A 14,267-nucleotide genomic window follows, 5' to 3' on the forward strand; every position below is an offset into this window, starting at 1 on the left:
TTGGTAATCGATTGGTTACCAATCTGTCAAGGATCGCGGAGTCCGAGGGAGGTCCGGCGACCTAGGGTCTCACCGGAGGGCTGCCGAGCGCGCTGAGGTCGAGACCGTTCTCCGGGAGCGCGGTCACCGGCTCGACGATGCCCTCGAAACCGTCGGTCGCCTGCGCGAAGGCCGTGAGGTTGGCCGGCGCGTAGCCCCCCTCCTGGGAGTGCGAGACGACGCTGCTGGCCACCCGCACGGACAGGGCGTGCTCGTTGGTGAGACGCCGCAGCCCTGCGGTGAAAGCGCTGCCCCCCGTCGTGCTCCTGAGCCTCCCCTTGACCCGGAGGAACAGGTTGTCGACCCGGTACATCCGGTTCAGCGGATCGTGCCGGACGGGTTCGGAGCCGCTGCTGACGTAGTGCGTCAACAGCGGCACGTCGAAGACGAGGCCCGCCTCGTGCGCCTCGCGCGCCATCCACAGCAGGGAGGTGTCCGACAGCCCGGTGGAGCGGTAGCCACCCCCGACGTCGGAGTGGGCCCCCTCGAACCAGACCTGCTTGACCCGTTCGTCCTCGGTCGGGGCGCCCGCCGGTTCAGCGGGGACCTCCCAGAACGAGGGCGCGAACTTCAGCCGGGTCTCGTCGACCGCCAGGGCGTGGCGGGCGCGCAGCACCTGACTGCTCAGCTGTACGTCGTGGAAGCGCGGCGCGAGATGCATGAAGCCCGGGACGCCGAGCGCTCCCACCGTGTCGAACACCCCGAGGAAGTCGACCGGGGCGGCATGGCAGTGGTCGCGCTTGAACTCCTCCACACTCGCCCCGAACGCACCTTCGGGAAGGTCCTTGCCCTGATACAGGTGCACCGCGGCGGGCAGTCTCTCCTGGACCAGGGACTCCTTGGTGAGCAGGCCCACCCTCCCGACCATGCCGGCCACCGAGCGTGCGGTGTAGGCACCCCGGCTGAAGCCGATGATGAAGATCTCGTCGCCAGGCTCGTAGTTCTGGGCGAGGAACCGGTAGCAGGCGACCACGTTGTGGAACAGCCCGAAGCCGAAGGCCCCACCCAGGAACTTGTCGGCCTTGTAGCTCCCGGCACCGACCCCGCTGACGTAGTACACGAACTGGTGTACGCCTCCCGTCGACCTCGGGTCGCTCTGGACCGTGCGCGCGATCTTCTCGACGTTGGTGATCGTCTGGTTGTCCGGCTTGTTCCACGTGCCGTCACAGCAGACCACCAAGCGCTTCATGCCTTCGATGCTCGCAAACCCGGGTGCTGTCGCGCATGGCCCAAGTGGGCCATCGCCGACCCTCGTCACTTGTATCGTTCACGCATGACTCAGGCGTACGTGCGCGACCGCCTGACCTGGGTCGCCTTCCTGATGCTCGCCTGGTTCGCCTATCTGCAGACCGCACCGGGCCTGGTGGTCCCCCACCTGCGCGACGAGTTCGACCTCAGCTACACAGCGGGAGGCCTGCATGTCGCCGGCTTCGCGGTCGGCAGCATGGTCGCCGGTCTCGCCTCGTCCCGGATCGAGCGGGCGCTGGGGCGCCGACGCCTGCTGTGGTGCTCGGCAGCACTCATGGCCCTGGGCACGATCGGGTTGACGGCCGGCGGCAGGGTCGAGGTCACGGTCGGGTCCGTCGTGGTGATGGGGGTCGGTGGCGGGCTGTTGCTGGCGACGATCCAGGCGTTGCTCGCCGACCATCACGGCGAGCGGCGTACCGTCGCCCTGGCCGAGGCCAACGTGGGGGCAAGCATCTCCTACGTGGTGCTGATCGGGGCGTTCGCGGCGACCGCAGCACTCGGCGCCGGGTGGCGTACGGCGCTGCTGGCCTCGCTGCTCGTGCCCGCCGTGGTGTGGCTCCTGAACCGGCGACTGGGCGTCGCCGAGGGCCCGGTCACCGCGGCCGGTGCGGGCTCCCTGCCCGGCAGGTTCTGGGTCGCCGCCGTCGTACTCGTCTGTGCCGCGGCGGCCGAGTGGTGCGTCAGCGCGTGGGGGGCGACGTTCGTCGAGGAGGCGGTGGACGTCTCGACGGACACGGCGGTCTCCCTGATGGCGGCCTACTTCGGTGGCTTCCTCCTCGGGCGGACGGTCGGCAGCCGGCTGGCCCACCGCTTCCACCCCACTCGCCTGCTCGCCTACGCGCTGGGCATCGCGGGGGTCGGCTTCGCGGTCCTGTGGCCGTCGGCCACCATCGTGCAGGCGCTGCTCGGCCTGGCCCTGCTGGGCCTCGGGATCGGCAACCTGTTCCCCATGGCCCTGTCCATCGCCGTGGCCGTCGCCCCCGACCGCGCCGCGCTCGCGAGCGGCCGGGCCGTCACGGTGACCTCGCTCGCCGTACTGCTGGCGCCCCTGGCGGTGGGCGCCTTGGCGGATGCGACCACGTTGAAGACCGCGCTCACGATCGTGCCGGTGATGCTGGGGCTGGCGGCGGCGGGACTCCTGCTCGTCGGTCCGGCTACGACCGACCGGTGAGCAGCCCCTCGACCACGTCGGCGAGCTCGCCCGGCAGCCGCCGGGCGTCCAGCTCGCGGGTCGCTCCGCGGCGGAGCAGCGGTTCGACCGTCAACGTGTAGTGCGAGATCTCGGCCTGCTCCTCAGCGGTCCCGCCGTACGGGTTGTTCGTCCGTCCGGCTACCCGTTCCAGGAGCACGTCGATCGGCGCACTGAGCAGGACGACGTGCTCGAAACGGTCGTAGAACAGCCCTTGGTTGTGCACGGTGCCCGACACGACGAGGTCGCGGTGCGAGGCCAGGAGCGTGTCCATGCGCGACTCGTCCCAGGCGCCGTCGCCCAGCACCCAGTCGTCATCGTCGGTGTCGACGGTGACATGTCCGCGACGCTCGAGCTCGCCCAGGACGGTCGACTTCCCCGTTCCGGACATCCCCGTGAGCAACACCCGCGACATGGCGACCACGGTAGGCGACCGCGACGAAGGGAGTGAGCCGGACCGACGCGGGTACGGTGCGGCATGCGCATCTTCTTCACCGGCGGCAGCGGCAAGGCCGGCAAGCACGTCGCGGCCCACCTCGCCGAACAGGGTCACCAGGTCACCAACGCCGATCTCGCCCCGCTGAAGCACCCGGGGATCGCCGACCTCCGCGTGGACCTGACCGACGCCGGCGAGACCTACTCTGCCCTCGCCGGGCTGGCCACCTTCGACGAGCTCGACCTGCCGGTGCAGCCCACCTACGACGCCGTGGTGCACTTCGCCGCCGTGCCGGCGATCCTGCTCACCTCGGACAGCGCGACCTACGCGACCAACGTCCTGAGCACCTTCAACGTCCTCGAGGCAGCCACCCGGTTGGGGGTGCGCAAGATCGTGTTCGCCTCCTCGGAGACGACCTACGGCATCTGCTTCGCACAGGGCGAGCGGCGCCCGCTCTACGTGCCGGTCGACGAGGAGCACCCCACGGTCCCCGAGGACGCCTACGCGATGTCGAAGGTCGCCGGTGAGGTGACGGCGCGCTCCTTCCAGGCCCGCACGGGTGCCGACATCTACGGCCTTCGCATCAACAACGTCATCGAGCCGCACGAGTACGCCGAGCTGTTCCCGGCCTTCCTCGACGATCCGTCACTGCGGCGGCGCAACGTGTTCGCCTACATCGACACCCGGGACCTTGGTCAGATGGTGCAACGCTGCCTCGAGACCGACGGACTGGGCTACCAGGTCTTCAACGTCGCCAACGCCGACATGTCCGTGGCCGCCACCACCGACCAGGTCCGCGAGCGCTTCTACGACCAGGTCGAGGTCCGCCGGGAGATGGGGCCCGAGGAGACCTTCTACTCGATCGACAAGGCGCGCGATCTCCTCGGTTTCGCCCCACGCCACTCGTGGCGCGATGTGCTGGCCGATCCGGGGGCCGGGCAGCCCTGAGGCCCTAGGGGCTGCACTCCACACCCGTGCCGGGCAGGGTCCAGGGGCAGTTCCCCTCGCCGATCGGCGGCTCCGGGATCACCAGGGTGGGGTCGGTCACGACCCGTTCCAAAGCTCCGGTCGGGAGCTCCCACAGGCTGTTGGCCGTGGCGAGGTCCGGTGCCCGCACCGTCTCGGTCGCTGCGGTCAGGAACGTCTCGCTGTGCACCGACTCGACGTGGCGCTGGAAGTAGATGTCGCCGTAGTCGATGGGCGACTGGCTGGGATCGGTCGCCGAGACGACACCGGTCCGCAGCTCCTCCCGGGTGACGGCGCCCCAGCCGCGGGTGCCGTCGTCCAAGGGCCGAACGGCCCACACCGAGGTGACGACGGTGTCGCCCGCTGGGCTCGTCGTGACCTCGCAGCTGAAGTTGTAGCCCGACTCGACCTCCTCGGCGCAGCCCTGCCGAGCATCGCCCTCGGCCTCGGACCGGGCGTGCATGAGGTCGACCGAGATCCGGTGGTCGCTCTGGGCGCCGAAGCTGACGCTCATGCTGCTGGCCTTGTCGTAGTAGCGCGGTGGCAGCCACTGGCCCTGGCCGTCCCCGGCCCGGAACCGGGCCGGCCCCAGATCGGCCGCATGCGGCCCCAGCTCCTCCCGGGCGACGTCCTCGATGAGCCGGGGCATCGCGCTGGCGTCGTAGTCCTCCAGGGCAGCGGACGTCGCCGGGTCGAGCTCACGGTCGTTGCCTGCCGGGGCGTCGGAACCGACGAACGGCAGCACGACGGCGACGCTCGCGGCAGCGGCCAGCACGCCCCACCCGGTACGGCGGGCCCGGCGCCGCCGCAGCGTGCGGCGCCCGAGGGCGATCGTCGTGTCAGGGCTGAGCGAGAACGGCAGCTCGTCACTCCTGACGTGCTCGTGCAGCATCGTGGACAGGTCACGGTCGGTCATCGGGTCTCCTCGGAAAGGACGAGCTCGGGAAGGCGGGATCGCAGGGTGTCGAGCGCTCGTGAGGTCTGGCTCTTGACGGTCCCCTCGGCGATGTCGAGGACCCGGGCCACCTCGGCCACCGAGAGGTCGTCGACGTAGCGCAGCGCGATGATGGCGCGCTGCTGGCCCGGCAGCAGCGCGAGGGCGCTGCCGATGTCCAGCGGACTCTCGGCCACGGTGGGGCCGGGCAGGTCCGGCACCGCTTCCACGGCGGACTCTCGACGGGTACGACGCAGCCAGCCGAGCGCCTCGTTCACCACGATGCGGCGCGCATAGGCATCGGCGGTCTCGACCCGGACCCGCGGCCACACCACGTAGAGCCGGGCGAGCCCGAGTTGGGTGACGTCCTCGGCGGCGTGCCAGTCGCCGACGATGAGATACGCCGTACGGCGCAGGGCGGGCGCGCGGGCGACGAAGAAGTCCCGGAACTGCTCATCGCGGTGCATCGTCGTCCTGTCGCCGAAGGTCGGGTGGTGCTGCCCTACGACCTGTATATGCGCCGAACCGCCCGCGAGGTTCGCATCGCGTCGAACTTTTTCCGCCGTCGCGCTGAACTGACCGCCCTCGGCTGTGGGGCTAGACCTTGTTGACGATGCCTGCGTCGACAGGCAGCGCCACGCCCGAGATGTAGCGCGCTTCGTCCGAGGCCAGGAAGAGGACGGCGTGGGACACATCGATCGCCTCCACCCAGGGCACCGGCAGCGCATTCATGCCGGTCGAGACTTCGACGATGTCCTCGCGCCCGGGCGACTCCAGATCGGGTCGGAACATCGCGAAGATCTCGTCGTTCATGATCATCGGAGTGTCGACCTGGGTCGGGTTCACGCTGTTGACGCGTATCCAGTGGGGTGCAAGCTCGTTGGCGAAGGTCTTCATCAGCCCGTTGACCCCGTGCTTCGCGGCGACGTAGTGGGCGAGGTTGGGGGTGCCCTGGAGGCCGGCCGCGGAGCTCGTCAGCACGATCGACCCGCTGCCGCGCTCGATCAGGTGCGGCACCGCGGCCTTGATGGTGTGCCAGGTGCCGGTCAGGTTGATGTCGATCATCTCCCGCCACGCGGCCTCGCTGATCTCATGGCCTGCCGCATAGCTGGCGATGCCGGCGTTGGCCACCACGATGTCGAGACCTCCCAGCTCCTGGACCCCGGCGCGCAGCTCGTCGGCCAGGGTGTCGTAGTCACGGACGTCGACCACGGCCGAGTAGACCCGTCCACCAGCTTGCCTGGCCAGGTCGCAGGTCTCCTGCAGGTCTGCTTCGTCCGACATCGGATAGGTCACCGAGCGCACCGGGGCGCAGATGTCGAAGGCGATGATGGCGGCGCCTTCCTCAGCCAGGCGGATGGCATGGCTGCGCCCCTGCCCGCGACCAGCGCCGGTCACCAACGCGACCTTGCCCTCAACTCGTGACATTCGCTACCTCCATTCTGAGTCCGGCGCCGTGCGCAGGCCGCGCTCCAGCACCGGTCGACGATGCGGTCCCCGATCGAATCTGAGGGGTTCCGCCGTGGTGTGACGTATGCCATACTCCCACAACCGAGCGATCGCTCGGTCGGTTGGGCCACACGGGCCGCGAGGAGGGCATGAGCGTGACGGTAGGAGTGGAGTCGTCGCAGGCCGAGGTCGCCGAGACCTTCCAGGCCTGGTTGAGCGAGTTTGCTGAGGCGTTGGGATCGGCCGACAGCCAGGCGGCGACCGCCTTGCTGGAACCGGGCTGCTGGTGGCGCGATCTCCTCGCCCTGAGCTGGGACCTGGGCAGCTATCACGGGACGGCGTCCATCACCGGCCTGCTCGAGACCCACCTCACCTCGAACCCCGTCTCGGGATTCGCCCTGGTGACGGAGTTCGGTCCGCGGTTCCTCGCTGAGAACGGCGGGACGATCGAAGGGTTCTTCACCTTCGAGACCCCCCTGGCGTGGTGTCGTGGCGTGGCCCGCATCCGCGAGGTCGACGGTGCGTGGCGGGCCTGGACCGTGATGACGGGCATGGAGGACATCAAGGGTCACGAGCGGGCGCTCGGCGCTCGCCGACCCACGGGACCACGTCACATCGCCGGTGCCTCGACGCAGCGCAACTGGAAGGACGCACGCGCCGACTCCGCCACCTACACCGACCACGAGCCCGACGTGGTGATCCTCGGCGCCGGGCAGGGCGGGCTCGCTCTTGCGGCCAACCTGCGCCTGATGGGGGTCGACGCACTGATCCTCGAGCGGAGCGAGCGGGTCGGGGACGGGTGGCGCAAGCGCTACCACTCCTTGGTGCTGCACGACCCGGTCTGGGCCGACCACCTGCCCTACCTGAACTTCCCGCAGTCGTGGCCCATCTACTCGGCCAAGGACAAGATCGCCGACTGGTTCGAGTTCTACGCCGCCGCGATGGAGCTCAACGTCTGGACGTCGGCCGACATGACCGACGCGGTGTACGACGAGGGCGCCGGCGTATGGACCCTCACTGTGCAGACGGCGACTGGCGAGCGCGTCCTGAAGCCGCGCGACGTCGTACTCGCCACGGGCGCCGCCGGTGAGCCCAACGTGCCGGACTTCCCGGGCCTCGACCAGTTCGAAGGCACCGCCTACCACTCCAGCCAGCACGCGGCCGGGGAACGGTGGGCGGGCAAGAACGCGATCGTCGTCGGCGCCTGCAACAGCGGTCACGACATCGCCCAGGACCTCTACGAGGCGGGTGCCAACGTCACCCTCGTCCAGAGGTCGTCGACCCACATCATCAGCCAGGAACACGGGATCCCGGCCATCTTCGGTGCCAACTTCGTCGAGGGCGGTCCCCCGACCGAGTACTGCGACCTGATGGCCAGCGCCTACCCCTGGCCGTTGGTGCTGGAAGGTGCGGTCGAGGGCACGCGACAGACCGCCGTCAAGGACGCCGAGCTGCTCGCCTCGCTCGAGGCGGTCGGCTTCAAGCTGAACGACGGCCCCGACGGGACCGGGCTGATGGGCTACGCGCTCGCCAAGGGCGGCGGCTACTACATCGACGTAGGCGCCTCTCAACTGATCGCCGACCGGAAGATCGCCCTGGCGCAGGGCTCGGGGCTCTCCGAGTTCACGCCGCACGGCATCAGGCTCGAGGACGGCCGCGAGCTCGAGGCCGACCTGGTCGTGCTGGCCACCGGCTACTCCAACATGCGCGAGACGGCTCGTCGACTGTTCGGTGACGAGGTCGCCGACAAGTGCCCGCTGGTGCTCGGCATCGGGGAGGACGGCGAGATCGGCGGTCTCTACCGACGCACCGGGCAACCGGGCTTCTGGTTCATGGGTGGCCCACTCGCGTGGGTGCGCGTCTACTCCAAGCACCTCGCTCTCCAGATCACGGCTGATCAAGCCGGAGTCCGCAGTTCCTGATGCCCCGGCGTCAGTGCATCACCATCTCGGCGCTCGCCCACGCCCGGCCACTTGGCCTGGTGCGTCATCAAGAAGGAGAAATGATGCAAGTCAGCAGCAGAAGAAAAGGTGCTCGCTTCGCCTTCATGGCGATCATCTGCGGGCTCAGCCTCGTGGCGTCGGCCTGCGGTGGTGACGACGGGGGCTCCGGCGACAATGCCTCGTCGGGCAAGAAGCTCGTCTACTTCATGGCCCCGAACACCACTCCGACTCGCTACATCGAGCAGGACGGCCCGGACTTCAAGAAGGCTCTCGAAGCCCTCGACCCGGACATCGAGGTCAAGTTCGTCAACGGAGGCGGAGACTCAGCCACCCAGTTGGCGCAGGCGAACTCCGCGATCTCTGCTGGCGCCAAGGCGCTGGTCGTCGTGGCGGCGGACCCCAACACCAGCGCCGGGCTCCTCCAGGCGGCCGATGCCGCCAAGGTGCCCGTGATCGGCTACGAGAACCCGCCGCTCAACGGGCCCATGTATGCCCAGGTCATCTTCGACCCCTACAAGGTCGGCCTGCAGCAGGGCGACTACTTCAAGAGTCAGGTCGAGGCCGGCGCCTTCGGTGACGGACCAGTCGCACTCGCTCGCCAGTACGGTAACAAGGGCGACGTCTACACGACCGAGATGCTGAGGGGCCAGAACGAGGCCCTCCAGCCGCTCATCGACGACGGCACCCTCGACGTGGTGTGTGAGGACTACATCAAGAACTGGGATCCCGCCGAGGCACAGAAGGCGGCCGAGCAGTGCTTGACCAAGACCTCCAGCAAGGTCGACGTCTTCCTCGGCTTCTACGACGGCAACGCCTCTGGCATCATCGCCGCACTCCAGGGCAAGGGCGTCAAGATCCCCGTCTACGGTGGCCAGAACCCTGAGCTGACCGGGCTGCAGTACATGCTGACCGGCGAGCAGCAGGACGACGTCCTCAAGGCGTTCTCGGTCGAGGCCGAGGCGGCCGCCAAGATCGCGCTGGCGGCGATCAACGGTGAGGACCCGCCGTCGGACCTGGTCCAGGACTCGGTCAACAACGGCACCAACGACATCCCCACCGCCAAGCTGGACACCACGCTGATCCACCTCGAGGACGGCAAGGACCCGGGTGAGGTCGTGCAGCAGGCAGTTGACCTGGGCATCTTCACCTGGGAGCAGATCTGTGACGGTGGTCCCGCCGCAGACACGCCCACCTGCAAGGAAAAGGTCGGCTGACCGACCACGACCAGGAGTGGCCGCAGTCGCATCGACTGCGGCCACTCCTCACCAAGGAGGAGTTCCATGCCTGACGTCTTCGGTGGCACCGGCGACAAGAGCACGCCGTACGGCGAGCCACTGCTTCAGCTGAGCAAGGTCTCGAAGCACTTCGGCGGTGTCCGCGCTCTGAACGAGGTCGATCTCGCGCTCTACCGGGGCGAGGTCGTCGCGCTCGTCGGCGACAACGGCGCTGGGAAGTCCACCCTGGTCAAGGTCATCTCAGGCGTGGAGCACCCGGACTCCGGAGAGATCCGCGTGCGGGGAGAGCACGTGCGGCTCGAGACTCCGCGCGCGGCCCAGGGCGCAGGCATCCACACCGTCTACCAGGACCTGTCGCTGTGCGACAACCTCGACGCGGTCCGCAACGTCTTCCTCGGCCAGGAGCTCACCGGCAGCCTCCTGCGTGGTCGCCCGGTCAACCGTCACCAGATGGAGGTGGAGGCTCGCAAGGTGCTCGACAGCCTGGCGGTGAAGGTCCGGTCGCTGAGCACGCCCGTCGGCGGGCTCTCCGGTGGCCAGCGCCAGGGCATCGCGATCTGCCGGGCGCTGATCTCCGACCCCAGCCTGGTCCTGCTCGACGAGCCGACCGCCGCCCTGGGCGTCTCCCAGCGCGCGGAGGTCCTCGACCTCGTGGTCCGCCTCAAGGAGCAGGACCGGGGAGTGCTGGTGATCTCCCATGACCTCAGGGACGTGCAGGAGGTCGCGGACCGGGTGATCGTCATGCGACTCGGCAGCAAGGTCGCCGAGTTCGGGCGCGGCAACTACTCGTCGCACGATCTGATCGCGGCCATCACCGGAGCCCACGAAGCTCCACGAACGAGCGAGGACAACCGATGAGCGCCCAGTCCCCCACGTCCGCAGACGCGACTGCGCCGGGTGAGCTGCCGACACCCTTGAGGTCACGGGTGGTCGCCGGCCTCGCCGGGCCTTATCGCAGCATCCCGGTCCTCATCGTCCTCGGACTGATCTGGCTCTACTTCTACTCGCAGAACTCGGCCTACCTGACGTCGACCAACATCACGAACCTGTCCCTGCAGATCGTGACGACGGCGATCTTGGCGCTCGGCATCGTGTTCGTGCTGCTGGTCGGCGAGATCGACCTGTCCTCGGCCATGTTGTCGGGGGTCTGCGCCACCGTCACCGCGCAGTTCGCGATCAAGAGCGACTGGCCGCTGTGGCTGGCGATCCTCGGCGGGGTCGTCGTCGGGCTGTTGTTCGTCTTCGCCGAAGCGCTCATCATCATCTTCGGCGTGCCCTCCCTCATCGTCACCCTGGGCGGCATGGTCATCCTGCAGGGGCTCCTGCTGGTCGTCCTGCCGCCGGAGTTCACCATCAACATCGGTGGCAGCGACCTGGCGAAGATCTCCTCCACCTACCTTCCCGCGGGCTGGAGCTTCGCCCTGGCCGGCGTCGGCTGGGCGCTCTTCTGCCTCGCCGGCTACCGCAGCCACCATCGGCGTGGCGCGAGCGCGAGCAGCTCGGTGGCCGTCGCGGTGGGCGTGCCGGCGATCGCGAGCGGGGCGGCGATCTTCGGGTCCATCGCCGTGCTGAGCCAGGGGCGCGGGCTTCCCCTGGTGGTCCTGATCCTGGTCGGGATGCTCCTGATCGGGTGGTACTTCACGAGTCGGACCCGCTACGGCACCCACCTGTACGCCGTCGGCGGCAACCGGGAGGCCGCCCAGCGGGCCGGCATCCCGGTCTCCCGCATGGTGGTCTCCTCGTTCCTGGTGCTGGGCGTGTGCGCCGCAGTGGCCGGGATCGTGGAAGCCTCCAGACTCCTGGCCGTGTCGAACTCCTCGGGCGGGGGTCCACTGATGCTCAACGCCATCGCGGCTGCAGTGGTCGGCGGTGCCAGCCTCTTCGGGGGGCGCGGCACCGTGTGGGCCGCGTTGCTCGGAGCCCTCGTGATCGGCTCGATCAACAACGGCGTGCAACTGCTCGGTCTTTCCACCGAGGTGCAGAGCTTCGCGACCGGCGGTGTCCTTATTCTGGCCGTTGCGATCGATGTCGTGATCACGCGCGGATCGCTTCTGCCCAACCGTCGCTGAGAACCGACCGACCTGAGAAGAGAGGGACTGACATGGCACCTGATCCGTCGTGGGTCCCCACGGACGAGACCATCGAGAAGGCGCGAGTCGTCGACTTCGCGCGATGGCTCAGCGCTGAGGGGATCGCCGAGCTGCGCGACCCACGCGACTTCCACGAGCTCCAAGCCTGGTCAGCCGCGGAGCCGGAGTTGTTCTGGAGCGCGATCGCGTCGTACTTCGGCGTGGAGTTCGGGTCCCCTGCGACCGAGATCCTGTCGCCTCGCAACATGCCGGGGGCGAGGTGGTTCAACGGCGCCACCCTCAACTTCGCCACGGAGATGCTGCGGCACGGTTCGGCCGAACGCGACGCGATCGTGCTGGTGCGCGACGACGGTCACCGCGAGTCCCTCACCTTCGGCCAGCTGCGCGACCAGGTGGCCGCGGTCGCCGGCGCGCTTGCCGACCGCGGCGTCGGTCAGGGTGACCGGATCGTCGCCTACCTGCCCAACTGCATCGAAGGTGTCGTGGCGTTCCTGGCCTCGGCGACCCTGGGTGCGGTGTGGTCCCAGACGGGGATGGACTACGCACCGGCCGCGGCCATGGACCGGTTGGGTCAGCTCGACCCGACGGTGTTCATCGCCGGGACCGGCTACCTGTTCAAGGGGGTGCAGCAGGACCGTCGCGAAGCTGTCGCCGAGTTGAGGGTGCTGCTTCCGGTCGATGCCCTGGTCGTGTCGGTCGAGACGGGCGGGGTGCCCCGCTCCGAGGAGGCGCCGTACGACGAGACGTGGGAGCGCCTCATCCGCTTCAGCAAGCCGGCGGCAGCCGTGAATGTGCCGTTCGACCACCCGCTCTGGGTGCTGTTCACCTCCGGCACGACCGGTCGACCCAAGGGCATCGTCCACGGCCACGGGGGCACCCTGCTCGAACAGCTCGTCTCGCCGGGGCTGCACATGGACCTGGGTGAGGATGACGTCTTCTTCTGGTTCACCACCCCCAACTGGATGATGTGGAACGCGGAGATCTGTGGGCTCCTGCACGGCGCGACCATCGTGTTGTACGACGGCAGTCCGACCTACCCGGACACCGCGTCGCTCTGGCGGGTCGTCCAGGACCTGAAGGTCACCGTGTTCGGCACCAGCCCGGGCTACCTGCAGGCCAGCGCACGCGATGGGGTCGAACCGGCGCGCGACCTGGACCTGGGCTCGCTGCATCTCATCGGGGTCACCGGATCGGTCCTGCCCGCCAGCAGCAACAAGTGGGTCCGGGACCATGTCGGGCGTGAGCTGCAGCTCGGGTCGATGAGTGGCGGGACCGACATCATGGGCATCTTCGTGGCCAGTGCCCCGAACCTGCCGGTGTACGACGGTGAGATCAGCGGTGCCGCACTCGGCGTCGCCCTGGAGGTGTGGGACGAGCACGGCAAGCCCGTGCCGGTGGGTGAGTCCGGCGAGATGGTGATCACCACGCCGATGCCGTCGATGCCGATCGCCTTCTGGGACGACCCGGAGGGCGAGCGCTATCGCGATGCCTACTTCTCGGTGTTCCCGGGGGTCTGGCGCCACGGTGACTCGATCACGGTCACCGACCGAGGCACCGTGGTCATCCACGGGCGCTCCGACTCGACCCTCAACCGCAACGGCGTCCGGCTCGGCAGCGCGGAGATCTATGAGGCTGTGGAGTCGCTGCCCGAGGTCACCGACAGCCTCGTGGTGGGCGTCGAGCTCCCCGAGGGGGACTACTGGATGCCGTTGTTCGTCGTCGTGGAGTCCGATGGCAGCGAAGCCGAGCTGCGGACCCGGATCGCCGAGACGATCGCCGGCCGTACGTCGCGACGCCACGTGCCCGACGAGATCATCTTCGTGCCGGCGCTGCCTCACACGCGCACCGGCAAGCGGCTGGAGGTGCCGGTCAAACGGATCCTGCAGGGTGCCGCTCCGCGGGCGGTCACCAGCATCGGCGCTGTCGACGACGTCGACGCCCTGAAGTGGCTGATCGACTTCGCGCACAAGCGGGGTGGCAGCACCGACGGGGTGTCGGCGACCCTGCCGGCCGGTGGCTACGAGGACTGGCGGATCTACCACGACCAGGAATTGCCGCGGGTGCTGAGCGCGGCCCTGGACGTCTTCGCCGAGAAGGGCTACCACGGCACCACCACCCGACAGCTCGCTGACCGTTCGGGGTTGTCGGTCCCGGGGATCTACCACCACTACAAGGCGAAGCAGGACATCCTGTTCGACCTCATGATGGCGATCGTGGACGAGCTCATCGAACGCAGCCGGTTCGCGATCGCCGAGGCCGACGACGAGCCCCGCGCACAGTTCGACGCGTTGGTGTCGAGCATGCTGCTGTTCCACGTCTACCGCCGCAAGGGCGCGATCGTCTCCACGAGCGAGCTGCGCAGCCTGCAGCCCAACAACCGCCGCGTCTACCTCGACCGCCGCGACGAGCTGCAGGCCATGCTCGACCGGATCATCGAGGACGGGGTGGCGACGGGGGTCTTCCGGACGCCATACCCCCAGGACGCGGCGCGCGCGATCGCCGCGCTGTGCGTGGGGGTCGCCACCTGGTATCGGCCCGAAGCGCCCCTCACGTTCGATCCGTTGCTGGACCGCTACCTGTCCATCGCTGGCTCGATCGTCGGCGTACGTTAGAGGATTCGGCTGGCTGGGAGTTTTCAAGAAAACTTCCCGGCCCGATGTCGAAGCGCCCGACAGCCGTTCGACGTACGTGCGAGAAGCAGTTCCCAGCAACCAGGAGGAATGATCGACATGCCGCGT

12 protein-coding genes are annotated in these 14,267 nt (G+C 68.7%); 7 read left to right on the forward strand and 5 right to left on the reverse strand.

The genetic code is table 11. From position 1 onward, the window contains the following. Positions 1 to 61 precede the first annotated feature (61 nt). Positions 62 to 1,228 (reverse strand): DUF2235 domain-containing protein, encoded by a 1,167-nt coding sequence (locus AB7I40_RS13325; RefSeq protein WP_428344890.1) that lies wholly within the window; start codon positions 1,226 to 1,228, stop codon positions 62 to 64. An 84-nt stretch (positions 1,229 to 1,312) separates the two neighbouring features. Here AB7I40_RS13325 and AB7I40_RS13330 point away from each other — a divergent pair, with 84 nt between their 5' ends. Next, complete coding sequence (locus AB7I40_RS13330; protein WP_428344891.1) at positions 1,313 to 2,458, forward strand: MFS transporter; 1,146 nt, start codon at positions 1,313 to 1,315, stop codon at positions 2,456 to 2,458. Here the strand turns inward: AB7I40_RS13330 and AB7I40_RS13335 are convergent. Next, on the reverse strand, positions 2,442 to 2,891 hold the full coding sequence (locus tag AB7I40_RS13335; RefSeq protein WP_428344892.1) for an AAA family ATPase: 450 nt from the start codon (positions 2,889 to 2,891) through the stop codon (positions 2,442 to 2,444). The two genes, AB7I40_RS13330 and AB7I40_RS13335, sit on opposite strands and share 17 nt — an antisense overlap. A 63-nt stretch (positions 2,892 to 2,954) precedes the next feature. Here AB7I40_RS13335 and AB7I40_RS13340 point away from each other — a divergent pair, with 63 nt between their 5' ends. Then, positions 2,955 to 3,860: an NAD-dependent epimerase/dehydratase family protein gene (locus AB7I40_RS13340; protein ID WP_428344893.1), complete on the forward strand. Its 906-nt coding sequence runs from the start codon at positions 2,955 to 2,957 to the stop codon at positions 3,858 to 3,860. Between the two features lie 4 nt (positions 3,861 to 3,864). Here the strand turns inward: AB7I40_RS13340 and AB7I40_RS13345 are convergent, their stop codons facing one another. The 3 genes from AB7I40_RS13345 to AB7I40_RS13355 form a co-directional block, all read right to left on the reverse strand. Further along, positions 3,865 to 4,794: a hypothetical protein gene (locus tag AB7I40_RS13345; RefSeq protein WP_428344894.1), complete on the reverse strand. Its 930-nt coding sequence runs from the start codon at positions 4,792 to 4,794 to the stop codon at positions 3,865 to 3,867. After that, positions 4,791 to 5,279 carry a SigE family RNA polymerase sigma factor gene (locus AB7I40_RS13350; protein ID WP_428344895.1) on the reverse strand — a complete coding sequence of 163 codons (489 nt, stop codon included), beginning with the start codon at positions 5,277 to 5,279 and terminating at the stop codon, positions 4,791 to 4,793. The genes AB7I40_RS13345 and AB7I40_RS13350 overlap by 4 nt, the downstream gene beginning before the upstream one ends. Before the next feature lie 130 nt (positions 5,280 to 5,409). Beyond that, a complete protein-coding gene (locus tag AB7I40_RS13355; RefSeq protein ID WP_428344896.1) occupies positions 5,410 to 6,240 on the reverse strand; it encodes a mycofactocin-coupled SDR family oxidoreductase in 831 nt (276 codons plus the stop codon). Positions 6,241 to 6,410: 170 nt separating this feature from the next. Between AB7I40_RS13355 and AB7I40_RS13360 the strand changes: the two genes are divergently transcribed. The 5 genes from AB7I40_RS13360 to AB7I40_RS13380 all read left to right on the forward strand — a co-directional run bounded on the left by AB7I40_RS13360 (position 6,411) and on the right by AB7I40_RS13380 (position 14,141). Then, positions 6,411 to 8,183 carry a flavin-containing monooxygenase gene (locus AB7I40_RS13360; protein WP_428344897.1) on the forward strand — a complete coding sequence of 591 codons (1,773 nt, stop codon included), beginning with the start codon at positions 6,411 to 6,413 and terminating at the stop codon, positions 8,181 to 8,183. Between the two features lie 83 nt (positions 8,184 to 8,266). Next, positions 8,267 to 9,418 carry a substrate-binding domain-containing protein gene (locus AB7I40_RS13365; protein ID WP_428347962.1) on the forward strand — a complete coding sequence of 384 codons (1,152 nt, stop codon included), beginning with the start codon at positions 8,267 to 8,269 and terminating at the stop codon, positions 9,416 to 9,418. 66 nt (positions 9,419 to 9,484) lie between these two features. After that, on the forward strand, positions 9,485 to 10,297 hold the full coding sequence (locus AB7I40_RS13370; RefSeq protein ID WP_428344899.1) for an ATP-binding cassette domain-containing protein: 813 nt from the start codon (positions 9,485 to 9,487) through the stop codon (positions 10,295 to 10,297). Next, complete coding sequence (locus AB7I40_RS13375) at positions 10,294 to 11,508, forward strand: sugar ABC transporter permease (protein ID WP_428344900.1); 1,215 nt, start codon at positions 10,294 to 10,296, stop codon at positions 11,506 to 11,508. Before AB7I40_RS13370 ends, AB7I40_RS13375 begins: the two co-directional genes overlap by 4 nt. Before the next feature lie 32 nt (positions 11,509 to 11,540). Beyond that, on the forward strand, positions 11,541 to 14,141 hold the full coding sequence (locus AB7I40_RS13380) for an acetoacetate--CoA ligase (RefSeq protein WP_428344901.1): 2,601 nt from the start codon (positions 11,541 to 11,543) through the stop codon (positions 14,139 to 14,141). The last annotated feature ends 126 nt before the right edge of the window (positions 14,142 to 14,267 follow it).

Source organism: Nocardioides sp. (assembly GCF_050246775.1).
Classification (GTDB): Bacteria; Actinomycetota; Actinomycetes; order Propionibacteriales; family Nocardioidaceae; genus Nocardioides.